This window comes from Lacimicrobium alkaliphilum (assembly GCF_001466725.1).
In the GTDB taxonomy this organism is placed as follows: Bacteria; Pseudomonadota; Gammaproteobacteria; order Enterobacterales; family Alteromonadaceae; genus Lacimicrobium; species Lacimicrobium alkaliphilum_B.
The window spans coordinates 296,246-320,213 of record NZ_CP013650.1 but is presented as its reverse complement, the minus strand read 5'-3'; the positions used below and the strand labels follow the sequence as shown (position 1 = coordinate 320,213).

The window sequence follows — 23,968 nt, the reverse complement described above, 5'->3', positions numbered from 1 at the left end:
GTCGCCAGCCTTTATCCGGGCTGGTACACTGCGACCACAAGCACATATTTTTCACGAACTTATGACTCAGCAAGGTGATTCTTTTCCCCGGGCAGGTTTTCTGCGCCGGCTTGCCGCGATGATCTACGATGCACTGGTTGCCGTGGCTGTGGGCATGTGCGCGGCACTGGTGGCGATTGTGGTGCTGGTGATATTGCTGGAGAATAATGTGCTGGATAAGCAGGGCATGGAGCACAGCAGCGCGGTGATTCAGACCTCATCTTTGTATAAGACCCTGATCCAAATCTGGGTCGGTGGCTGGGTGCTCGGCTTTTTTGTCTGGTTCTGGCGCAATGGCGGCCAGACTATTGGCATGCGGGCCTGGCGTTTACGTTTGTTCAGCACTACCGACCAGCCTCTGACTTACAGCCGTGCGTTGTGGCGTACCTTATGTTCTTTGTGTGGCTTAGGGACCTTGCTGGTGTTGCTGGATGTCAGACATAAACAGTCTTTACAGGACCACCTGGCAAAAACAGAAATGCTGGTACTCAGCAAAGAAGCCAACCATCACCGATCCTGGGGCAAGGTTTAGCTTTCTGCAAATTGCAGCATGTTACGGCCTCTGGATTTGGCCTGATACAAGGCTTTATCCGCTTCCCGTAATAAGCCTTCCAGACCGCTCCGGGAAGCAACCCCGGTGATGGCACCGATACTGACAGTGACACTGATTTGCTGTTTTTCGCCCATGAATTTTGACGAGGCTATCTGCTGTAACAGCCGGTTCGCAATCGCATTGGCTTCCCGTTTGTCAGTCTGCGGCATCAGCACGCCAAACTCCTCTCCCCCGAGCCGGCCCACTAAGTCACTTTTTCTGACCCCACTTTGGATCCTTTTTGCCACTTGCTGTAATACCAGGTCGCCAGTGGCATGACCATGCTGGTCGTTGATCGGCTTGAAATGATCGATGTCGATCATCAACAGTGTACAGGGCTGTGAGGCCGGCAACGTCAGTTGCTTCGCCGCCAGATCAAAAAAACCACGGCGTGTGAGCGTGGCGGTCAACACATCTGTATTTGCCAGCCGGATCCATTTACGTTTTTCTCTGATAGCGTGAAACATCGGCAGGATTAACGCGGTCGCAACCGTTAACAACAGATGGCTGAACAACGCCAGTTGGCCGACCCCGGCGGTAGCTATTGTCGGCGAGGACACCAACAGGTAAGACAGTCCCTGCAGTGTCATTACCAGCGCATGGGCTACCATCAATATCCGCAGTAGCAGCACAACAGCCACGAAGCTGTCTTGTTGTTTTGCCAGCATGCGCTCGGTAATTACAAAAAACAGCGCCATCATCAAAGACGCCACGGCCCCTATTGAGATACCGATGAAAACAGCCAGTGCCAGTATCAGCGCTGTCAATGCGAAGATGGGCAGATACGCTAATATCCAGCGGTGTGTATCTTTTTCGGCACTCGATTGCGTCACCCCCCTTAACAACAGATAGGAGGAAAAAACCAACAGAGTGTAGCCGGGCATATTCAGTGAGATATTAAACCAGTGCTGGCAAAGCAGCAGCAAGCTTCCGGCCACGAAACATCCGCAGGCCAGTGACCAGCTCAGGAATGCCTGTTCACGCTCATGATAGAAGTAAATCGCTACCAGATAACCGCTGACCATCAGGTTTACCATCAGGGCGGCGGCGATACCGGAAGGAAGCAAAACGTCCATTGTATTGATACCGGGTTGGTTGAATGGGCTAAGACTAATCATCAGCCAGTCTAGCATGAGCAAAGGATGAACCATTGAGCGCCTTTAATACCTGACAGGTCAAATCCATACCTGATTTATTGATCCACTTAGAGCCGGGTACTGAACAATAATTGATCAACATCAAGGCATAAAGTTCTGAACGTGACTAGGCTAAAAGCTCTACGTCATGTAAAAGGATTGAAAATGAGAAATTTACATCTGATAGCAGTGACAACTGCATTGTTACTTACAGCCTGTACTCAGGGGCCGGAATCCCCAAGAGGTTTCAGCCTGCCAGAAGGCGATCCTCAGGCAGGAGAAGCGGTGTTCATTGCTTATCAGTGCCTGGCCTGCCATACCATGCAGGGATTTGAAGATACTGATACAGAACAACAACTGGCAAAAAGAGTTCCTTTAGGTGGCGACGTAAAAACCATCAAAACCTATGCTGAACTGGTCACCTCAGTGATTAACCCGTCCCATAAAATCGCCCCGGGATTCAAGCGGAAGGGCTACACCGATGAGCAGGGCCAGTCGAAAATGCGCAATTACAATGATGTGATGACGGTTACAGAAATGACCAATCTGGTGGCCTTTCTGCAGCCGAAATATAATCTGAAGCCCTTTAACCGCACTAATTACCCGCAGTATTTCCCGTAAGACAGAAACGCTGGGGTATTAATGGCTTAATGCCCTTACTTCTCTGCGTCTCTGCGTGATTTCAGGCTTTTATTTTGTTGATCTCGCAGAGGCGCTAAAACGCAGAGAATACGGATGTAGGTCGGGATTTATCCCGACAGAGATGTATATGCCAGCCTTCGCCGTCGGGATAAATCCCTACCTACAATCAATCCCCACCTCCGAAATAGGATGATAATTTTCTGTGGTCCCGGATTCCGCTTCGCTGCATCCAGACTACGCCAACTGAACTCTGCAACTCCGCGATACATCTTGTCAACGTCTGAGCAGGTATACGGCCAGGCCGGCAAATAGCAGGCTGGGCAATAGCGCCCCCACTGCTGCCGGGAGTTGATACACCAGTGATAAGGGACCAAATACCTCATTGGCGATAAAAAAGCCGAAGCCTGTCAGCACCCCCATTATGACCCTGGCGCCCATGGTTACGCTGCGCAGCGGGCCAAAGATAAACGACAATGCCAGCAACAACATCACACCCACCGTGACCGGTTGCAGTACCTTGCGCCACAGGGCCAGCTCGTAACGACTGGCATCCTGGCTGTTGCTGCGCAGGTAAGTGAGATAATCTTTCAGGCCCTTGATCGACAGGGCTTCAGGTTTAACCGTTACCACCCCCAGTTTGTCCGGGGTCAGGCTGGACTGCCATTTATCCCTCGGCTGGCGGGTAACCTTAACCTGTTCCTCGGTAAAAACGGTAAGGGTCACATCCCTCAGGCGCCAGCTCTGGCCACTGAAGTTGGCCTGCCCGGCATTAACAATGCGGGTCAGATTCAGCTCATCATCAAACTGGTAGATACTGATATCCAACAGCTTGTCACGACTGAGTACTTCGCCAATGCTGACAAAATCACCACCATCTTTGGCCCATACCAATCGCTGGGAAGAAAACAAACTGCCGCCGGAAATGGCCTGAGTCCGGATTTCCTTGGCCTGGGCCTCACTGACCGGCGCCACCCATTCGCCCATGGCCATCACAAACACCACCATCAGCAGTGCCGATTTCATTGCTGCGCCGATGATACTCAACCTGCTCATACCCGCGGCCTGCATCACCACCAGTTCACTGTTGCTGGCCAGCATACCCATGCCTATCAGGCCGCCGATCAGGGTCGCCATAGGGAAAAACTGCTCAATTTCCCTTGGAATGCTCAGTAATACGTAGATACCGGCAATCATTACATCGTAATCGCCACGATCGATGTACTTAAGTTGTTCAACAAACTTGATCAGGCTGCTCAGACCAATCAGCACCACCAGCGTAATAAATACGGTACCGATCAGTGTCCTGGCCAGATACAGATCCAGTGTACGAATCATCGTGATGCTCCTCTGAACCTGGCCCGCATTCTGACTCCCAGTGGGCGCCTGCGTACAATCAGAAAGGTTCCGATAATTAACATCACTCCGTGCACCCACCACAGACCGATCACGGCGGGTACGCCACCGGTTTCCAGGGCCTTGCGGCCGGCCATCAGCAGCATAAAGTAACCAAGATACAACAACAGGCCTGGAAAAATACGCCCAAAGCGCCCCTGTCTCGGATCGACCGCACTGAGCGGTACCGCAATCAACACCAGCAATGGCAGAGACAGTGGAATTGCCAGACGCCATTGCCATTCTGCCAGTGCTTCGATACTGGGATCCTCTAGCAACTGAGGCGTCGGGTATGCTGCCAGCTTGCGGCTCTGGTGTTCGGCCTGACGCTCAGCAATTTGCACCTGATACTCATCAAAAGCCACCTTGCGGAAACTTGCCTGCCCCTTTGTGCCTTCAAACTGCAGTCCCTGGCTCAGCACCAGCTTTTCAGCGCCATCGGCCTCCTGCTGAACGCTACCGAAATTGGCATAAATGATCCTGAAGTCCCGACGCTCCTCTTCCTGCTCCTGCTGGGCCAGAAACACCCGCTCCAGTTGATTGTCGCCGGAGCCGATATCATGCACAAAAATCACCGCCTTCTCGTTGGCGGTTTGCTGGAAGCGCCCCGGAATCAGGCTGGTCAGTCCCGATTCGGCACTGACCCGTTCTTCCAGTTGATATTCCACTTCCATCGACAGGGGCGCCAGCCACAGGGTCAGCAATGCAGAAAACAGCGCAATAATCATCGCCAGCACCAGCATTACCCGTGTCACATACCATTCGCTGACACCACAGGCGTGCATTACCGCCATTTCATGATCTACATAAAAGCGCCCATGGGCGAGCATAATGCCTAAAAATAAACTTAATGGCAGGATCAAAGAGGCCAGTACCGGCATGTTCAGGGCCAGAAAACCCAGCACCAGTCCGGCCGGAATATCACCGTCAGTGGCTGCCGCCAGAACACGGACAAATTTCTGGATCACGAAGATCGCCATCAGCACCAGAAAGACGGCAATTTGAGACTTCAGGGTTTCCCTGAGTAAATATCGGAAAATCAGCACAGCCGTTCCATACAGAATACGAGTTCTCGTCGCCTGAATACTGTGCTTGCGGATCTGCAGAGGCTGAGTAAACTGACGCTTTTAGTGGAATGCTGTGAATTTTTAAGTAAACTTAACATTTTCACAAGTTTAATTTGCGATTCCGGCCTTTTTAAACGCTTTCTGGCACAGAATGATTCAAAAAACCGGCTGACAACATCCTGTTTGATCTGTCAGTCTGTGGATGACGGGCCGGAACAATAGCAAAAGGCTAACGCACAGACTGACGTAACACCAGTACAGATGGGGTGATGAATGGAATTTAGTGTAAAAAGTGGTAGTCCGGAAAAACAGCGCAGCGCCTGTATTGTGGTGGGTGTGTTTGAACCCCGTCGACTGACACCGGTAGCCGAGCAACTGGATGAGATCAGCGGTGGCTATATCAGCAACCTGCTGCGCCGGGGCGATCTTGAGGGTAAGGCCGGGCAGATGCTGCTGTTGCATCATGTACCCAATATTCTCAGCGAACGGGTGTTACTGGTCGGTTGTGGCAAAGAGCGGGAACTGGACGAACGCCAGTACAAACAAATCATCGCCCGTACCATCAGCAACCTGAATGAAACCGGCTCCATGGAAGCGGTCTGCTTTCTCACCGAACTGCATGTTAAAGGCCGTGATACCTACTGGAAGGTGCGTCAGGCGGTGGAAGCCACTCAGGACTGTCTGTACACCTTTACCCAGCTCAAAACCAAAAAGGACGAACCGCGCAGGCCGCTCAGAAAAATGGTCTTCAATGTACCCACCCGCCGCGAACTGGCGACAGGCGAGCGGGCCATTAATCATGGTCTGGCGGTGGCAACCGGGGTAAAAATCTGTAAAGACGTGGCCAATATGCCACCGAATATCTGTAATCCCCGTTATCTGCTTGAGCAGGCCACTCAACTGGCTGAACAACACGAGTCTGTTACCGTTGATTCGGTGGATGAAAAGCAGATGGAAGAGCTGGGCATGCAGTCCTATCTGGCAGTGGGCCGCGGTTCTGAAAATGAATCCATCATGACACTGATTCATTATCAGGGCGCCGCCAACCCCGCTCAGGCACCTGTTGTGTTGGTCGGCAAAGGCCTGACGTTTGATTCGGGCGGTATCTCCATCAAGCCCTCTGAGGCCATGGATGAAATGAAATATGACATGGGTGGTGCCGCAGGTGTACTGGGCGCCATGGCCTCGATCGCCGAGCTCAACTTACCGATAAACGTGATAGGCGTACTGGCCGGTTGCGAAAATATGCCCGATGCCAACGCTTATCGTCCTGGCGATGTGCTGACCACCATGTCAGGGCAGACGGTAGAAGTACTGAATACCGACGCTGAGGGCCGTCTGGTGCTGTGCGATGCGCTGACCTATGTTGAGCGCTTTAATCCCGAACTGGTGGTAGATGTGGCCACCCTGACCGGTGCCTGTGTTATCGCCCTGGGCAAACATGCCTCGGCGGTGCTCAGCAACCATAATCCACTGGCCCACGAGCTGATCAGTGCCTCTGAACAGAGCAGCGATAAAGCCTGGCGTTTGCCATTGTGGGATGAGTATCAGGAACAAATCGAAAGCCCCTTCGCCGATATGGCTAATGTGGGCGGCCGGCCGGCCGGTACCATTACCGCCGCCTGCTTCCTTTCCCGTTTCACCAAGAAATATCACTGGGCACATATGGATGTGGCTGGCACAGCCTGGGTCAGTGGTGGCAAAATCAAAGGTTCAACCGGACGCCCGGTACCCATGCTGACTCAGTTTGTGATGAATCGCGCCGGTATCGAAACCGAGGACTGATGCTCAGATGGCAGAGGTAATCTTTTACCTGCTTGAGCAGGAAAAGGTCGACGATAAGCCAGCGCCCCATGCGCTGGCTTGTCAGTTGGCAGCCAGGCTTTATCGGGCTAAACAGAGCTGCATGATCCTGTGTGAGACGCAACAACAGGCAGAGCAGATGGATGAATTACTCTGGCAACTGCCCGCCGAAGCCTTTGTACCACATAATTTAAGTGGTGAAGGGCCGCCGCGGGGCACACCGGTGCAGATTAACTGGCAACTGCCACAACGATTAAGCCAGCAAGTGGTGATTAACCTTCAGCAACAATGCCCGGCCCTGCCCGGCAATGTCCGTCAGATTTACGATTTCGTGCCTGGGGAAGATGCACAAAAGCAGCAGGCCAGAGAACGATACAAACATTATCGCGCCGCGGGCCATCAACTGGATACCCGCCCCGCAAGCAGTTTAGATGAGAGCCAAAATGGATAAGACGTTTAATCCGCAGAACATCGAGCAGCAACGTTACCAGCAATGGGAAAAGAACGGCTATTTCAAGGCCAGTGGCAAGGGTGATCCCTATTGTATTTTACTGCCGCCTCCCAATGTTACCGGCAGCCTGCATATGGGCCACGCCTTTCAGCATACCATTATGGATGCTCTGATCCGTTACCACCGTATGAAAGGGGACAATACTCTGTGGCAATGTGGTACCGATCATGCCGGTATCGCCACCCAGATGGTGGTAGAACGCCAGCTTAACGCCCAGGGCAAAACCCGCCATGATCTGGGCCGCGACGCCTTTATCGACAAAATCTGGGAATGGAAAGAAGAATCCGGCGGTACTATTACCTCACAGATGCGTCGTATGGGTACTTCTCCTGACTGGAGCCGTGAAGCCTTCACCATGAGCGATGAGCTCTCCAATGCGGTTAAGGAAGTGTTTGTACGTCTGCACGAAGAAGGCCTGATTTATCGTGGTAAGCGCCTGGTGAACTGGGATCCGGTGCTGCATACGGCGGTCTCTGATCTTGAGGTACTCAACGAAGAAGAAAACGGCCATATGTGGCATATGCGCTACCCACTGGAAGACGGTTCCGGTGAGCTGATTGTCGCCACCACCCGCCCGGAAACCATGCTCGGAGATACTGCTGTGGCGGTACATCCGGATGATGAGCGTTATCAGTCCTATATCGGAAAACAGATTCGCCTGCCACTCACCGACAGGCTGATCACTATCATCGCCGATGATTATGTGGATCCTGAATTTGGCAGTGGTTGTGTGAAAATCACCCCGGCCCATGATTTCAATGACTATGACATCGGCAAGCGCCACAATCTGGAGATGATCAACGTCTTCACCGACGAAGCGAAGATCAATCAAAATGCTCCCGAAAAGTTCCGGGGGCTGGACCGTTTTGAAGCCCGCGAGAAAGTCGTGCAGGAGCTGGAACAACTGGGCTTGCTGGTCAAGGTCGAAGCCCACAAGCTCAAAGTACCAAGAGGCGATCGTACCGGTGCGGTAATCGAACCCTATCTGACCAACCAGTGGTATGTGGCAGTAGAGTCACTGGCCAAACCGGCGATAGAAGCGGTGGAGTCCGGTGAAATTAAATTTGTGCCAGAAAACTGGAACAAAACCTACTACCAGTGGATGTATAACATTCAGGACTGGTGTATTTCCCGGCAATTATGGTGGGGTCACCGTATTCCCGCCTGGTATGACGAGCAGCAGAATGTCTACGTAGGTCGTGACGAAGCAGAGGTCAGAACCAAACATCAGTTAGCGGATGACGTGATGTTACGTCAGGATGAAGATGTGCTGGATACCTGGTTCTCTTCTGCCCTGTGGCCCTTCGCCACCCTCGGCTGGCCAGAGGAAACCCCGGAGCTGGAAACCTTTGTACCAAGCTCAGTGCTGGTAACAGGCTTTGACATCATATTCTTCTGGGTGGCCAGAATGATCATGATGACCAAAAAGTTCACCGGCAAGATCCCCTTTAAAGAAATCTATATCACCGGCCTTATCCGTGACGAGCAGGGCAACAAAATGTCCAAGTCAAAGGGTAATGTGCTCGACCCTATCGACCTGATTGACGGCATTGAACTGGATGCCCTGACAGCGAAACGAACCGCCGGTATGATGCAACCGCAACTGGCCCAGAAAATTGCCCAGCGTACTCAGGCCCAGTTCCCTGATGGTATTGCCGCCTATGGCACCGACGCCCTGCGCTTTACCTTTGCGGCCATGGCCTCCACCAGCCGTGATATCAACTTCGATATGGGCCGGGTAGAAGGGTACCGCAACTTCTGCAACAAACTGTGGAATGCCTCGCGTTTTGTACTGATGAATACCGAAGAGCAGGATACCGGCTTAAGCGGCGGTGAACTGCAATTGAGCCTGGCAGATAAGTGGATTTGGGCGAAGTTCCAGCAAACATTGCAGGCATTCGAATCCGCAATCAAGGATTACCGTTTCGACATGGCGGCTCAGGCGGTCTATGAATTTACCTGGAATCAGTTCTGCGACTGGTATCTGGAGCTATCTAAGCCTGTACTTAACAGTGAGGCCAGCAGCGAGACACAGAAACGCGGCACCCGTCATACCCTGGTAAATGTATTGGAGAGTCTGCTACGCCTGATGCACCCTTTTATGCCATATATTACCGAAGAGATCTGGCAACGGGTGGCGCCATTGTGCCGCAATGCGCAGGGACAAAGCATTATGATCCAGCCATTTCCGGAGCAGGACAGCAGCCTGATCGATGATCAGGTCCTGGCCGATATCGAGTGGGTCAAGCAAGTGATTGTCGGCGTACGTAATATCCGTGGTGAAATGGATATCAGCCCCAGCAAACCCCTTTCTGTGCTGTTGCGCAATGCAGGTGAGCAAGACTTACGTCGTCTTAAAGACACACAACTGCTGCTCAGCCGTCTGGCCAGACTGGAGGAAATTGAGATATTGCCTACTGGCGAAAAAGGCCCTGCTTCGGCCTCAGCCATTGTTGGTGAAATGGAAGTGCTGATTCCCATGGCAGGACTGATCGACAAGGATGCCGAACTGGCCAGAATCAACAAGGCGATGGAGAAGCTAGAAGGCGATATGCAGCGTACCGAAGGCAAACTGAACAATCAGAATTTTGTCAGCAAAGCCCCCCCTGCTGTGATCGACAAAGAAAAAGCTAAACTGGAAGAGTTCCGACTGCAAACCGAAAAGCTGCAGGAGCAAAAGCAGACCATTGAGAATCTGTAATATCTGTCGGATGACTCAGTTGGGGCAGGCAAACTTCACTTGCCGGGCCCCCGTCAATCTGTTTAGTATCTCAACAACAATAGGTGAAGACGATAGAAACCAGCCGTAACAAGGATGCTACAGCGTTGCTACGCTCACTCTAATTAAATGGGCATCTGATGGGGTCGTTCAGAAACCAGCTTAATATCTTTTTCTCTGCCACTGAAATGCTGCGCAGCATTCTGCTTCTTCTTTGCTGGTTGTTGCTGTGGCGGCTGGCAGTGCTGATGGAGTATGCGCCGCACGCCAGTATCTGGTTTCCACCGGCCGGCCTGAGCTTCGCGGCTTTTCTGGTGATGGGCCTGCGGGCCATGCCGGTATTGTTACTTTGTAGTATTATCGCCACCTTCTGGGTCGATAATATGTACCAGTCAGAGCAAGACTGGCTGCAACTCGCCAACAGCGGCATACTCTTTGGTGCGGCCCATTGTTTTACCTATTGGTTAGGCGCTTCGTTGCTGCGCTCTATGGTCAAATCCCTCGTCGCCGATGTGCTGCCCAAAGCCATATTGTCTTTTCTGGTTATCGGCTCGGTGACTGCGCTCACTGCAGCATTACTGGGCACCCAGGCACTGGCGATCAGCGGTATGATCCAAAGCTCCGAAGTGGCAGATATCTGGCTACCCTGGTGGATTGGTGATCTCGCTGCTACGATCGTGCTAACTCCGCTTTTTCTGGGGCTGTTAAGCTGGCGTTATCCACAGATTGACAGCTGGCTGGCAGGGCTGGATTTTCATTTGCAGGATCAGCCTCTGCAACCTTACCTGATTAAGCAGGGCATTTGCATCCTGATGCTCAGCGCCATTATGTTGCTGGCCTATGCCTTTCCCTATCCTGAGGTGTCCTTCGCGGTATTCTTCCTGATCATCCCGCAGATGTGGATGGTCTATACAGAAACGGCATTCAGGGCCACCATGAGTCTGGCCATTTTCAGTGTACTGACAGCCATCTGGGTCGCGCTGCTTGGACTGATGGAGCAGGCCCTGGTATATCAGTTTGCTATCACAGTAATAGCTGCCAGCGCGTATTTTGGTCTCGCCGTGCCTGTGCTGGCAGCACATAATAAACAGCTGCGCAAACTGGCACTTAATGACGGACTGACCCAGGTCGCCAGCAGAATGTATTTCTTTGAGCGCGCGGAACAGGAAATCGCCCGTGCCCGTCGTTATCAGCAGCCGGTGTCACTGATTCTTTTCGATGTCGACCACTTTAAGCAGATCAATGATGATTATGGTCATACCGCGGGCGACACCGCTCTGGTACAGGTGGCTGAGAAGATTCTCACTGATCTGCGCCAGTCCGACCTGTTCGGCCGCTTTGGTGGTGATGAATTTATGTTGCTGTTACCCAACAGTGATTTGCAGCACGCCACCGATACTGCTGAACGTTTACGCCAGACCCTGATGCGAATCGCCCTGACACAGACACCAAGAAGACTGTCTGGTAGTTTTGGGGTGATTGAAGTGAACCCGCAGGAAAACCTGCAACAAGCCTTTGAACGTGTCGATGCCAACCTGCTGCAGGCTAAACGCCAGGGCCGCAACCAGGTGGTAAGCAGCCCGTCCTAGCCAGATTTTAAAGTGCTGGCGGCTGTGCTTTGCCATGCTGATCAGATTAAATAATTACCCTCCTCTTTCTGCAATCCTCACCTGCGGTGACTAGACTATTAGAGAGTCTGAATAAAAAAGGAGGATAAAATGATCGGACACTCCTATCTGGTCGTCGCAAATCGCAACAAAGCAAAAATCTTTGAGCTGAAGGACTATGCCAGTTCCATGTCAGAAGTGGAAAGTCTGGAAAATCCCCGGGGTAAGGAGCAGGAACAGGATCTGGTCACAGACCGGCCCGGCGCCATTTCTGCCCCAAGCAACAGAGTACAGGGCGTCGATGCCATGACCGGGGCGGATCAGACAGCCCATGATTTGAACGAATTTGCCTCGCGGGTGGCGAAAAAACTCGATGAAAAACGCAGGGCAGGCAAGACCTATCACTTTAACATCATCGCAGAGCCACAATTTCTGGGGGCATTGCGCAAGAAAATCGACAAACAAACCGAAAAGCTGGTCCGCACTACGGTCAACAAGGATCTGATCAATGCCAGCAATGAGGATTTGCTGAAGTACATGAAAGAGGCAGAGAGACCGGTCTAGGTTGTTCAGCAGGGCTGCCTGCCCGGCAGCCCTGTGCCGTTACATCCCCCAAGAAGAAAAACGTCCTGAGTACAGGCACCGATCTGTTTATGCGGGAAAGTGGTTCTACCCAGAGACCGGACCGCGTATCAGAATCACAGCCAGCTCAGTTAAGCTCGTCATCCTTCCAGTATTTAGTCCCCTTGATGGTCGCCTGCAAGGCAAGGCCCGATTCGGTTAACTGATAGATCTCCACATCATCGGCCATAACTTCACCACCTGTTGCACCGCCTTTATCACTGCTCTTGGCCGCCGCATCGGCGTGGGCGCCCACCATCCAGCCATGCTCGATAAAACGATCAAAGGCGGGGCGGCTCTTGAACACAAAAATGGCCCGGAAGTCTTTCGCGCCAAGCCCGAATCCCACGCCAGCCTCACCCATTTTCATATAGATATCCCGGCCATTACTGTTGTCTCTGGCCACTCCGTAACCGCCTGAGAAACTGGCAAAAATAAGATTGACATTGGCATTGCTGAAAACGGCATACCCGGGGGCTGAGCTTATTTTAGTACGGATGTCAGGCTGTTTTTTTTCGATTGCAGCGATAGTCTGAGTGCGCATTTTCTGCACCTCGGCACGCCTTTCTTGCAGCGTTTTATGCTGTGTGGAGGTGCAGGCCATCAGCCCGATACAAAGCAACATTACAGTGGCTTGTCGCAACATTAGTTTTATCCCGCTAAAGCAAAATCAGTCTGCCAGTATAGCTGAATATTTCCGCTTAATAATTTGACCGGCTATAAAAACACAGCTACAGTGATATCACTTTGATATCATACTAGAGTAACTGCAATGAACGAGAAAACCGGATTTTCTTTAAATGGCTACCTGATGGCACTGATTCTGGCGGTAGTGATCCCCATCTCAGCTCTAAACCTTAATCCGATCTGGAGCGCATCCGTATTAGTGAGTCTGATCATACTGGCACTGGCACTCGGCTGTCTGGCCGGTTTTTTTATGGTGCAACCCAATCAGGCTAAGGTTATGACCCTGTTCGGCGCCTATGTGGGTACGGTTAAGACCAATGGTCTGAGATGGACCATACCTTTTTTTATGCGCAAGAATATCTCCCTGCGTATCCGCAATTTCGAAAGCGGCAAGATCAAGGTCAATGATAATCAGGGCAACCCGGTAGAAATTGCCACCATCGTGGTCTGGTCTGTGACGGACAGCGCCGAAGCGGTGTTCGAAGTGGACGACTACGAGAGTTTTGTCAGTATCCAGAGCGAATCGGCGCTGCGCAATATGGCAAGCAGCTATCCTTACGATCCGCAGGAAGATGAAGGCATTGCCCTGCGCAGCCACCCACAGACAATTTCCGACAGCCTGAAAAAGGAAATTCAGGACCGGCTCGATAAGGCGGGGGTCACGGTTCATGAAGCCCGGATCAGCCATCTGGCCTATGCCCCGGAAATAGCCAGTGCCATGCTGCAACGCCAGCAAGCCTCTGCTATTGTGGCTGCCCGCACCCGGATTGTAGAAGGTGCCGTGGGTATGGTGGAGATGGCACTGGAGCAACTCAAGGCCCAGAACGTGGTGGAGCTGGATGAAGAGCGCAAAGCCGCCATGGTCAGTAACTTGTTAGTGGTGTTGTGTGGCGATAAACACACCCAGCCGGTCATTAACGCTGGTAGCCTGTACTAGGAAAAGCATATGCAATGGGAATATAAAGTCATTACCTGCAAGCCTTCCCCGAAAGGCTTCCTGGGTTTGAAGCCAGACTTCAGTGGTTTTGAAAGCCTGATTAATGAGGCCGGACGGCAGAGCTGGGAGCTGGTTAACTGTAACTTACCCGGCAAGGCAACAGGTTTATCAGGCGCTGAAGCTGTTGCCGTTTTGAAACGCCATAAATAACGGAGTTATCTTGTCTAAGAAAGCCTACCCTCTGAGAATCAACGCCGACGTACTGGCCGCCATGCAGCGCTGGGCCGATGACGAACTGCGCAGCGTGAATGCGCAAATTGAATATGTGCTCAGAGAGGCTTTGGTTCGCCACGGCAGAGTCAAACTGGTGCAGAAAGTGGTTACCGAAATTCAGCCAGCTGAAACAGAAGATAACAACGACAATAGTAGTTGAAGGTGGCACAGCAATTGAATAACACCCCGGTGACAATCAACAACACAATTTTTTGACACCGGGAGAGCCAATGAGCCAGCGCGCCTTAATCAACAGTATCGAATCCTTCTCCACTACCTTAAATCAGAAGCAGTTAATGCGGTTTCTGGATATTATGGATGAAATGGCTGAGTTGCTGAATCAGGCACAGAACCAACCATCTCCCGAACAGATGGAGGAGGTGAAGATGGCGCAGCAGGTTTCTGGCGTCCACTGATAGCGTCTCAACCAGAGACCTTCTGGTGGCGGGCACTATTCTACAAAATACGTGCCCCAGCCATCGTAATGAACCTGATGTTTGTCGGCGATGGCCAGCAGGGTTTCGGTATCCTGATTAATCTGTTCCAGCTCCAGCGGCCTTTCGATCACGGCATCGAAACAGAACAGGGTACCGCCGTCATCGAGGATCAGCTCTTCGGCATCTCCCACTTCAAAACCAGCTTTAAACGCATCCACAGCGGCTTTTTCCAGGCGGTCAAAATTGTCACTGGCAAAGTGATATTCGATTGAATGAGGCTCGCTGGCACTTGAGCCATCATCAAGCAGAGCCTGGATCGTTTCCTGATTAAAATCATACCATTGGCTGTGTTCTGGATTCATAATCAAATTCTCAACATCAATTTAGCCGCAGTGTAGTCTGCTTTATACTGAATACCAATGGGATTTTATACCAATCCGGTTTGGTGTTATCGCTGAGCAGCTTCCAGCTCTGACACTTCTTTGTCCAGCTGTGTGATCTTTGCCTGCATTTGCTGATGAAAGTAATCACTCCACTGTTTAACACTCCGTGACTTATCCAGCTCAACAGGCTCGGTAACCTCCACCAGCACCACCCCATTGTTCCAGCGATTAAGGCGGATCTTATTGTGCAGGTTGCTGGCACAAATCATGGATACCGGCTCCCTGGTGCCCCGGGCAATCAGAAAAGCGCCGCTTTTAAAGGGCAGCAGGCCGCGACCATAACTGCGCGTGCCCTCCGGAAACAACCAGACTGAGGTGCGCCGCTCACGGATTTTTTTAATCGTTTGCTTTACTGTATTGCTGGCTTTACCGGAATCATTGCGATCGATAAGAATATTGCCGGACAGCCAGTATAACTGACCCATCAGGGGCACCCAGGCCAGACTCTTTTTGCCTACCGTGACGGTACCCGGCTGTGTAGCAGAGCAAATAGTGATCAGATCATAGCTGTTCTGATGATTGCCGATGTAGACCACGGGCTTACCGGGATCCAGCTTATCCGATACTCTGACTATCACCTTAACCCCCAGTAACCAGGCGATACTGCCGTAGGCTCTGGCACTGTAATGCACATTGTTGCGATGAAAAGGCCGCAGTATACACATCAGTAACAAAACAAGATTCAGCAGGATAAAGTAAAGCAGCAAAAGGGGTACGCGGATCAGGGCTAACAATTCAGGCTTCCATTGTGTCATTCATGGCGGCAAAGTATACAGACTTTAGGTCGACAGGATATCTGATCAGTCCCACAATTCTGCTAAACTGAGAGGCGATCAACCTCACTTGCTATGATTTAATTATTACCGGCCGATAATCAAACGATACTTTTTCAACGAGGCAGCAGTATTAATGCAAAGTTTTCGACCCGAAGATCTTGATGATGACATTCTAACCGACCTGCTCGAAGAAATTAACGAACTCTATGAAGCCAGCGAACAAACCCTGATGGAGCTGGAGCTTCAGCCTGAGGATAATGAGCTGCAGCGGGCCCTGTTTCGTTCGATACATACCATTAAAGGCGACTTGGGACTGGTGAACTTCACACCCATGATCCCGCTGCTGCAGCACGTTGAAGATCTGCTCGATTACCTGCGTAAAGGACAGATTAAATACACCAGCACCATGAGTGACCTGGTACTGCTGACCATGGACAGAGTCAAACTCTTTGTCGAAGCCTGCAGCCAGGCGGGTCAGGCTAAATATGATGCCGAGCTGTACAAATTGCTGGCCAAGCAACTCTCCCGGATCAAGCCTGAGAACGGTCCGGAGCACGAAAAGCTGCTGACCGAATCGGTGCTGTTGCTGGATCCTTCTCTGGATGCGGCGCCTAAGAGTGAAGCGGCGGAGGAGTCGGCACAACAAAGCGCAGAACAGGCCCTCAGCCATATCGGCCTGACCGCCGATACCGAAGATGCCGAACATAAGGATATTCTGTTTTTCCGCGAACTGATGGAGCCGGTCGAGCGCCGCTCCAAATACTGGCAGGGACGGGGAGACCGTATTGCCCGTCTGGCGCTGTTTCTGAATAAAATGCGCGGTAGTCCGGTAGAGCCGAACCAGCTGGCGGTGGCCTGCTATGTACACGATTTCGGTATGGCATTTATGCCGCTGAGGGTGCTGCACAAGGTCGAGCCGCTGGAGCAGAACGAATTTAACCTGATGCGCTCCCATGTTTACAAGAGTGCCCGTCTGCTCGAACATCTTGATCAGTGGAACGAGGCACGCAGAATCGTGATTCAGCATCACGAACGCATGGACGGCTCAGGTTATCCCCTTGGAATTAAAGGCGAGGATATCTGTGAAGGAGCCAAGTTGCTGGCCATCATCGATACCTTCGATGCGCTGACCCATTCGCGGGCTCACCAGGGCCATCATAAACGCCCCAAGAAACGGGCCGTAATGGAAATCAACAAAGTCGCCGACAGCCAGTTCTGCCCGCACTGGATTAAGGTATTTAACAAGGCCATGGCCAACCTGCTGTTAAGGCAGGGAGAGTGATTAGGGCTGAGTTATGAGTGATGAGTGATGAATTATGAATTATGAATAAAAAGCTGTTCCAACGCAGAGGATTGGATGTATTAGCTTTCTGAACTCAGCGCGTCTCTGTGGTGAGAACAAAGTTATTGGTCGCCCGGATTCCGTTTCGCTGCATCCGGGCTACACGAACAGTATTATTAACCCTTTTAGTGTCTTTAGTGATTTTCGTGGTCTTGTTCTGTTTTTCTCTCGCAGAGACGCAAAGGCGCAGAGAAAACAGGATCTGACCCATTAAATCTCTGCGAACTCAGCGGCTCCGCGGTGAGTATTATTTTAGACCTGTGTTTTCTCTGCCTGCTGGATGTATTCGACCAACAGCGCCGGGCTTAACGCCGTTAGCCCAATAAATTTGGGCCCTGTTTTTTCTGACCACTGACAGCTGATCGCTGACAACTTTCTTAATCCGGCAGCTCGGGATCGGTGTCTGTTTCAGGCTCCGGTTGCTGTGGCAATAACACTTCCACATCATCCACCCGCTGTAAGCCCCGCGGCAATTTATGGCCCCGGCGTCCGCGCTCGCCACGGAAATGAGCGAGATCTTCCTGACTCAGGCTCATGCCCCGTTTACCGGCAACAATCTTCACCTGCGCACCATCGGGTACCACTGCCAGCACCTTGACATATTCCTCGCGGGTTTTGGCTTTAGCCGAGCTGATACTGATGATTTTATTGCCCTTGCCTTTACCCAGTGTAGGCAGGTCTTTGAGCGGGAACATCAGCATCCGGCCTTCATTGGAGATGGCCAGACACCAGTCCGTATCGGGATTTCTGACCCGTTGCGGGGATAAAGCCTTAGCCGCCGTGGGCAGGCTCAGATACGCCTTACCGTTTTTATTCTTGCTGACCATATCAGCAAATTTTCCGATAAAACCATAGCCGGCGTCGGAGGCAATCAGGAATTTATCCTCTTCATTACCCATCACCACATGCTCTACATTCTCACCGGCGACAATGTTGAAACGACCGGTCAACGGCTCACCCTGACTGCGGGCCGAAGGCAGAGTATGGGCATCACAGGCAAAGGCACGGCCGGAGGAGTCAATAAACACCGCCGGCTGATTACTGCGACCACGGGCATCCGCCAGGTAATTATCGCCGGCTTTGTAACTGAGTCCGGCAGCATCCACATCATGACCTTTGGCACAACGGGCCCAGCCTTTTTCAGACAAGACTATGGTCACCGCCTCGGAGGGTACCAGTTGTTTTTCCGACAGGGCTTTGGCTTCTCCGCGCTCTACCAGAGGTGAACGTCTGTCATCACCATAGGTCTGTGCATCGGCCAGGATCTCTTTCTTAATCAGTGTTTTGAGCTTTCTGTCTGAGCCCAGCAGCGCTTCCAGCTTATCCCGTTCGGCGCTGAGCTCATCCTGCTCGCCACGGATCTTAATCTCTTCGAGACGGGCCAGGTGACGCAGTTTTAATTCGAGAATGGCTTCAGCCTGGGTATCGGTCAGACCAAAACGCTCCATCAGCACCGGTTTAGGCTTATCCTCAGTGCGGATGATATGGATCACTTCGTCGATATTCAGAAAGGCGATCAGCAAACCTTCAAGAATATGCAGTCTTGCAAGTACCTTATCCAGCCGGTATTGCAGACGGCGCACCACAGTTTCACGTCTGAACACCAGCCATTCAGATAAAATGGTGCGCAGATCCTTGACCTGGGGCCGGCCATCCAGACCAATCATATTCAGGTTGGCGCGATAGTTTTTCTCCAGATCTGTGGTGGCAAACAGATGCTGCATCAGTTGTTCGATATCGACCCGGTTGGAGCGGGGAGTGATCACCAGACGGGTCGGATTTTCATGATCCGACTCATCGCGCAAATCACTGACCATGGGCAACTTCTTGGTCTGCATTTGCGCCGCTATCTGTTCCAGTACTTTGGCACCGGAAGCCTGATGGGGCAACGCGGTAATCACGATTTCGCCACTTTCTTCCGTATAAACGGCACGGGATTTAATCGAGCCGCGACCGGTTTCATAAATCTTAATCAGGTCTTCGCGGGGGGTAATAATTTCAGCTTCTGTGGGATAGTCCGGCCCTTTTACAAACTGCATCAAATCGGCCAGCTCTGCCTTATTGTTGTCCAGCAGGTGAGCACAGGCATGGGCCAGTTCGCGTACATTATGGGGCGGAATATCGGTGGCCATCCCCACTGCAATCCCGGTAATACCGTTAACCAGAATATGCGGCAGGCGAGCCGGCAACACCTTAGGCTCTTTCAGTGTGCCATCAAAATTCGGCTGCCAGTCAACCGTACCCTGCCCCAGTTCACTGAGCAGTACTTCACTGAAACGGGATAACCGCGCTTCGGTATAACGCATCGCGGCAAAGGATTTAGGATCGTCCGGTGCACCCCAGTTACCCTGGCCGTCCACCAGCGGGTAGCGGTAGGTAAAGGGTTGTGCCATTAACACCATGGCTTCATAACAGGCTGAGTCGCCATGGGGGTGGAACTTACCCAATACATCACCGACAGTACGGGCAGATTTCTTGTACTTGGCATTAGCACTTAAGCCCAAATCCGACATGGCATAGATAATACGCCGCTGAACGGGTTTTAAGCCGTCACCGATATGCGGCAATGCCCTGTCCATGATCACGTACATGGAATAATTCAGGTAGGCGTCTTCAGTAAAGTGTCTCAGGGGAAGTTGTTCAACACCCTCAGCGCTGATAGTGATTTCATGACTCATAGGTGCAAATTTTCTTATTGTGAAATCAGATGTTGTTAAATCAGGTTAATACCAACCGGATTGATCATTCTTGTTGTTTATTGTGCAAGCTTACCGGATTGCTTCTTTTCAGGCATCCTGCATTTAGCTAATGCAAGACAAACAACTTAGCATTGGTATCCCCAATGGGACAATGGTTAAATAGAGATTAAAAATAATCCAAGCGGAAGCTCTATGCCCCTTTTCAGGCTGTTACTCGGCTGTTGCTTATGTCTGTTGTCGTTGCAGGTCAGCGCTCAGGCCAGTCTGCAACTGATCGACGGTGACAAAGTACAATCACTGAAAGGCCAGTTTCGTGTCCTCTATGACAAAAAGGCCAGTCTGAGTATTAATGAGGTGATGCAGAAATTACCGGCGTTTAGCTGGCCTGACAGTCAGAATCCCAATTTCGGCTTTGGCGACGAAGCCATCTGGCTACATACCAGTTTCAGTAATGTCAGTCAGGAGTCGATGTGGGTGATGGACCTGGGCTATGCCCAGAATGATAGGGTAGACTTTTACCTCATCGCAGACTCGCAGGTCATCGCCCAAAGCGTGCAGGGCAAACAGCACAATCAGCAATTCCGTTTCCCGACCCTTGAAGCCGAGTTGCCTTTTGCCACCAGGCTGGACCTTTTTATCCGCATACAAAGCTCAGGCGAGGTGCGGCTTGCGCCTGTAGAGCTGATGTCCAAACCTGTACATAGCCGGATTCTGACACTGGATAGTCTGATCTGGGGGGCATTTTATGGTGCCTTGCTGATCCTGCTGCTGTACAACCTGACTCTGTTTGTCAGCCTCAGAGATCCGAGTTTACTGGCCTATGCGGCCTATATCAGCAGCGTATTGTTGTGGCAGTTTGTATGGGGTGGACATCTGCAACAATATACCCAGGCAGCCGTTGCCCCCTGGCTGAATCAGCATGTGGATCTGCTGTTTATCGCCGTTGCCCTGTGCGCTGGTCTGTTCACCCTGGTGTTTCTTAACGGCCCCAGAACCGCGCCTCGTACCACTAAGCTCATCTATGCCAGCTTGTCGGCGCTGGTGATCCTCGGATTGTTATCACTGACCGATGCATTAGCCCCGGTATGGCAAAGTAATCTGGTATATCTGACCAGTATTCTGGCCATATGCAGTTTTCTGTACGCCGGCTATGAAAGTTATGCCAATCACTTTAAGCCGGCCCGGTATTTTATCTTTGCCTGGAGTATTCTGCTGGCCTCTGCGCTGGTAGGCATGCTCGGGCTGATGGGCATATTTCCCTCTAATACGTTTACCACCTACTGTTTCCAGATGGGTGTCTTTATTGAGGTGTTCCTGTTTTCTCTGGCGTTAATGGAGAAAAGTCAGAATAAGCTCTCATCGTCGGTGGATACGGTGACCGAAGATCTGCGTAACAATATCGAAATTATTGAAGAACAAAATGCGCGACTGGATATAGCCCGCAAGCAGGCGGTCCAGGCCAGCAAGATAAAGTCGCAGTTTCTTGCCAATATGAGCCATGAAATCCGCACGCCGCTCAACGCGATTCTCGGTTTCAGCCAGGAGCTGGCGCAAACCCCTCTGCCACCGCAAAAGCAACAGCATTTACGCATCATCAATTCCTCCGCCAACAGCCTGCTGAATATCATCAATGATGTGCTGGATTTTTCCAAAATCGAAGCCGGTAAACTGCAGATCAGCAACGATCCCTTCTCACCGGTTGAATTGCTCGAAGAACTCACAGATATGATGGCCCGCTCAGCACAGGCAAAAAACCTCGAATTTATCTGTGATCTCAGCCCTCTGCCACAGAAGCTCATCGGTGATGCATCGAGAATACGCCAGGTACTTACAAACCTTATCAGTAACGCTATTAAGTTTACCCGCCAGGGCCATGTGCGCCTCGCGGTCAGCGGTGAAGACAAGAGTAATGGCTTATACGAGCTGACCTTTGTGATTGAGGACACCGGCATTGGCATCAAAGCCGAAGATCGGCACAGATTGTTCAGCGCCTTCTCGCAACTGGATGCCGCCATCAATCGGGAATACCAGGGTACCGGTCTGGGTCTGGCCATCAGCCAGGAGCTGATCAAATTAATGCACGGCAATATCGAGCTGCAGAGCGAGCTGGGTCAGGGCAGTGAATTCACAGTCCGCCTGCGGGTCAATAAGCTGAGTTACAGGTTATCCCTGAATCTCAATGAGCACTGGCAGGACAAAGCCGTACTGATTTACGACAGCTACCCTCCTTCCAGGCGGGCAGCAGCAAAACTATTACAGACTATGGGAGCCCGGATCACCAGTGTGGACAGCCTTGAGTATCTGACCACCTGCTCGCAGCCTTTTGACTACTTTGTATTTTCCTGTGTTGAAGAGGACAAACACTATTGTCAGCTACAGATGCAGGCCCTCGACGACATCAATGCAGGCCAGAAAATATTACTCGAATGTTCACAGCGGCCCTTCCGGCACCCCGATAAAGAGCGGGTATTCGATTACCAGATTACCCGGCCGTTGACACCGAATAAACTGACCGGTCTGCTGGAACCCGCTCCGTTACTGCAACCTGACAGGTTCAAAGGCAAACTGGACAGCCTGCCAAAGGCCAGGATACTGGCAGTGGATGATATGGAAATCAATCTCAGTCTGTTAAGCACCTGGCTGAAAAACTCTGTGATTGAACTTTCCCTGAGTTTCAGTGGACAGGATGCCGTTAACCGTTGTGAAAAGGAGGCCTTTGATCTGATCCTGATGGATGTACAAATGCCGGGGCTGGACGGCCTGGCGGCTACCCGGCTGATCCGCAAATTGCAACTTAACCAGGGCACCCCCATCGTGGCCGTTACGGCCCATGCCTTCAGGGAAGAAAAAGAAAAACTACTGGCTTCGGGTATGGACGATTACCTGCCCAAACCCATTGACTTCGATGATTTGATCAACCTGATAAAACGCTGGTGTAAACCCGCAGAAGAGCTGCAAGAAGCGACACTGGACTGGAATATGGCACTGCAACGGGCCAACGGTGATGAAAAAAGTGCCTATCAGTTATTAGAGGCATTTATTCAGCAATTACCTGACTTTAAAGAACAAATTTCCGGCGCAGTGGCCCGGCAGGATGATCCTGAACTGTATCAGTTAATTCATAAATTACACGGCAGTTGCTGCTATACCGGGGTACCGGCACTGAAACACCTGTGTGAAGAAACAGAAAACCTGCTTAAACAGGACAGGAAACAGGACGCCATCACCCGGCTGATGTTTCTCGATGAGGCCTGCGACCAGTTAATTGACGAAGCCACAGCATTCCTGCAACAGCATTGGCTGCAATATAACAGTAACTGGACCAAATAGTTCGTAAATCGCCCCCTTTTGGATGAGGATTAATCCACCGGATTGCTTTTTTGCAGCGCCTGTTGCTGGCAGGCTTTTAGCAGCGCCACGAAGTCCTGCTCAGTTCTGTCAAGTTCGGAGCTGTACAGGTAGAGATCATAACCAAAGGCTTCTCGCATGCGGCCCATGCGATTCGCCAGCATCGCCAACATGCCACGGTATTCTTTGCCGTCGGCCGATCTGAAATGATCATTTTCAATCAGCGAGTCACTGTAACAACCACCCCCCACACAATTTTGCCGCTGTGCCTGTAACAATAGTGGACGCTGCTGCATCAGAATATTGCTGGCCAGCCTGGGTGAGATACTTTCAAGCAAGGGGTCATAACGTTTCAACCTGATTCCAACCAGCTCCAGAGGCTCGTGGCTGAGACCGGTATGCAGACGGGGAATATCAACCCGCTGAATATTACTCCAGTCGAGACTATAGCCGCCAAAACGGTGCAAATAGCGGAACTTCTCAGGGGTTAACTCAAAGCTGTAAGCTGGCTCACGTATCTTCAGCCAGCCGATCAATATCGCTACCAGCGAGGCACTGGTAAGAAAAATGCCAGCCAGTTTCAGCAGCTCAGGCATCCAGGCCAGCCACAGAGCACTGAGGAAGAGCGCCACTGTTCCAGCCAGACAGAGTGTAAAACCGTTGCGTTTAACACCGGCACGGATACGTATGATGTCAGTCATAATTTACAGCCAGAATAATTCCAGTAGCAGATACATCAGTGCCCCCCAGATAAGTGCAGCGCGGATCCGCCGACATTGGGGCATTGGGTAAACAAGCCGCGATTATTGTTATTACGTTTATTTGCCTGCATAAGATCCTATTGAATGCTGTCTACTGGTAGATGCCAGGCCCTGTGCCTGTGGTATCATAGATTTA

General features: G+C 51.5%; 21 protein-coding genes. 13 read left to right on the top strand and 8 right to left on the bottom strand.

Annotation, left to right across the window (positions count from 1 at the left end; translation table 11 throughout):
- The first annotated feature begins 61 nt into the window (after positions 1-61).
- The gene (locus tag AT746_RS01555; RefSeq protein WP_082633109.1) at positions 62-571 is read left to right on the top strand and encodes an RDD family protein; all 510 of its coding nucleotides are present in this window, start codon (positions 62-64) and stop codon (positions 569-571) included.
- Here AT746_RS01555 and AT746_RS01550 read toward each other — a convergent pair.
- Positions 568-1,707, bottom strand: coding sequence for a GGDEF domain-containing protein (locus AT746_RS01550; RefSeq protein ID WP_062475500.1), 1,140 nt, complete (start codon positions 1,705-1,707; stop codon positions 568-570). The two genes, AT746_RS01555 and AT746_RS01550, sit on opposite strands and share 4 nt — an antisense overlap.
- Before the next feature lie 225 nt (positions 1,708-1,932).
- Between AT746_RS01550 and AT746_RS01545 the strand changes: the two genes are divergently transcribed.
- Positions 1,933-2,388, top strand: coding sequence for a c-type cytochrome (locus AT746_RS01545; protein WP_062475496.1), 456 nt, complete (start codon positions 1,933-1,935; stop codon positions 2,386-2,388).
- Between the two features lie 294 nt (positions 2,389-2,682).
- On the opposite strand, the gene lptG is transcribed toward AT746_RS01545, so the two are convergent.
- Positions 2,683-3,744 carry an LPS export ABC transporter permease LptG gene (gene lptG, locus AT746_RS01540; protein ID WP_062475493.1) on the bottom strand — a complete coding sequence of 354 codons (1,062 nt, stop codon included), beginning with the start codon at positions 3,742-3,744 and terminating at the stop codon, positions 2,683-2,685.
- Positions 3,741-4,847 (bottom strand): LPS export ABC transporter permease LptF, encoded by a 1,107-nt coding sequence (gene lptF / locus AT746_RS01535; protein ID WP_062475490.1) that lies wholly within the window; start codon positions 4,845-4,847, stop codon positions 3,741-3,743. The genes lptG and lptF overlap by 4 nt, the downstream gene beginning before the upstream one ends.
- Positions 4,848-5,141: 294 nt before the next feature.
- Between lptF and pepA the strand changes: the two genes are divergently transcribed.
- The 5 genes from pepA (at position 5,142) to AT746_RS01505 (ending at position 12,072) form a co-directional block, all read left to right on the top strand.
- Positions 5,142-6,653: a leucyl aminopeptidase gene (pepA, locus tag AT746_RS01525; protein WP_062475484.1), complete on the top strand. Its 1,512-nt coding sequence runs from the start codon at positions 5,142-5,144 to the stop codon at positions 6,651-6,653.
- 7 nt (positions 6,654-6,660) lie between these two features.
- Entirely contained in the window at positions 6,661-7,122 is a 462-nt protein-coding gene (locus tag AT746_RS01520) for a DNA polymerase III subunit chi (protein ID WP_062475482.1), read from the top strand.
- On the top strand, positions 7,115-9,883 hold the full coding sequence (locus AT746_RS01515) for a valine--tRNA ligase (protein ID WP_062483852.1): 2,769 nt from the start codon (positions 7,115-7,117) through the stop codon (positions 9,881-9,883). The genes AT746_RS01520 and AT746_RS01515 overlap by 8 nt, the downstream gene beginning before the upstream one ends.
- Positions 9,884-10,041: 158 nt before the next feature.
- Complete coding sequence (locus AT746_RS01510; protein WP_062475479.1) at positions 10,042-11,490, top strand: GGDEF domain-containing protein; 1,449 nt, start codon at positions 10,042-10,044, stop codon at positions 11,488-11,490.
- A gap of 129 nt (positions 11,491-11,619) precedes the next feature.
- Complete coding sequence (locus AT746_RS01505; RefSeq protein WP_062475476.1) at positions 11,620-12,072, top strand: host attachment protein; 453 nt, start codon at positions 11,620-11,622, stop codon at positions 12,070-12,072.
- Positions 12,073-12,217: 145 nt separating this feature from the next.
- Here AT746_RS01505 and AT746_RS01500 read toward each other — a convergent pair whose 3' ends face one another.
- Positions 12,218-12,775, bottom strand: a complete 558-nt coding sequence (locus tag AT746_RS01500; protein WP_062475473.1) for a hypothetical protein — start codon at positions 12,773-12,775, stop codon at positions 12,218-12,220.
- A gap of 126 nt (positions 12,776-12,901) precedes the next feature.
- Between AT746_RS01500 and AT746_RS01495 the strand changes: the two genes are divergently transcribed.
- From AT746_RS01495 to AT746_RS01480, 4 genes are all read left to right on the top strand, one after another.
- Positions 12,902-13,753, top strand: coding sequence for an SPFH domain-containing protein (locus tag AT746_RS01495; protein ID WP_062475471.1), 852 nt, complete (start codon positions 12,902-12,904; stop codon positions 13,751-13,753).
- Between the two features lie 9 nt (positions 13,754-13,762).
- Positions 13,763-13,963, top strand: a complete 201-nt coding sequence (locus tag AT746_RS01490) for a DUF4177 domain-containing protein (protein WP_062475468.1) — start codon at positions 13,763-13,765, stop codon at positions 13,961-13,963.
- 7 nt (positions 13,964-13,970) lie between these two features.
- Positions 13,971-14,186 (top strand): hypothetical protein, encoded by a 216-nt coding sequence (locus AT746_RS01485; protein WP_156413598.1) that lies wholly within the window; start codon positions 13,971-13,973, stop codon positions 14,184-14,186.
- 70 nt (positions 14,187-14,256) lie between these two features.
- Positions 14,257-14,442: a hypothetical protein gene (locus AT746_RS01480; RefSeq protein WP_062475463.1), complete on the top strand. Its 186-nt coding sequence runs from the start codon at positions 14,257-14,259 to the stop codon at positions 14,440-14,442.
- Positions 14,443-14,477: 35 nt separating this feature from the next.
- Here the strand turns inward: AT746_RS01480 and rraB are convergent, their stop codons facing one another.
- Both rraB and AT746_RS01470 read right to left on the bottom strand, forming a co-directional pair.
- Positions 14,478-14,825, bottom strand: coding sequence for a ribonuclease E inhibitor RraB (gene rraB, locus AT746_RS01475; RefSeq protein ID WP_062475460.1), 348 nt, complete (start codon positions 14,823-14,825; stop codon positions 14,478-14,480).
- Between the two features lie 86 nt (positions 14,826-14,911).
- Positions 14,912-15,640, bottom strand: a complete 729-nt coding sequence (locus AT746_RS01470; RefSeq protein ID WP_062475457.1) for a 1-acylglycerol-3-phosphate O-acyltransferase — start codon at positions 15,638-15,640, stop codon at positions 14,912-14,914.
- A 175-nt stretch (positions 15,641-15,815) separates the two neighbouring features.
- Here AT746_RS01470 and AT746_RS01465 point away from each other — a divergent pair, with 175 nt between their 5' ends.
- The gene (locus AT746_RS01465) at positions 15,816-16,964 is read left to right on the top strand and encodes an HD domain-containing phosphohydrolase (RefSeq protein ID WP_062475453.1); all 1,149 of its coding nucleotides are present in this window, start codon (positions 15,816-15,818) and stop codon (positions 16,962-16,964) included.
- A gap of 437 nt (positions 16,965-17,401) precedes the next feature.
- On the opposite strand, the gene parC is transcribed toward AT746_RS01465, so the two are convergent.
- Positions 17,402-19,702, bottom strand: coding sequence for a DNA topoisomerase IV subunit A (gene parC / locus AT746_RS01460; protein WP_062475450.1), 2,301 nt, complete (start codon positions 19,700-19,702; stop codon positions 17,402-17,404).
- Between the two features lie 213 nt (positions 19,703-19,915).
- Here parC and AT746_RS01455 point away from each other — a divergent pair, with 213 nt between their 5' ends.
- The gene (locus AT746_RS01455; RefSeq protein WP_062475449.1) at positions 19,916-23,053 is read left to right on the top strand and encodes a hybrid sensor histidine kinase/response regulator; all 3,138 of its coding nucleotides are present in this window, start codon (positions 19,916-19,918) and stop codon (positions 23,051-23,053) included.
- Between the two features lie 29 nt (positions 23,054-23,082).
- On the opposite strand, the gene AT746_RS01450 is transcribed toward AT746_RS01455, so the two are convergent.
- Positions 23,083-23,772: a DUF2982 domain-containing protein gene (locus AT746_RS01450; protein ID WP_062475446.1), complete on the bottom strand. Its 690-nt coding sequence runs from the start codon at positions 23,770-23,772 to the stop codon at positions 23,083-23,085.
- Between the last annotated feature and the right edge of the window lie 196 nt (positions 23,773-23,968).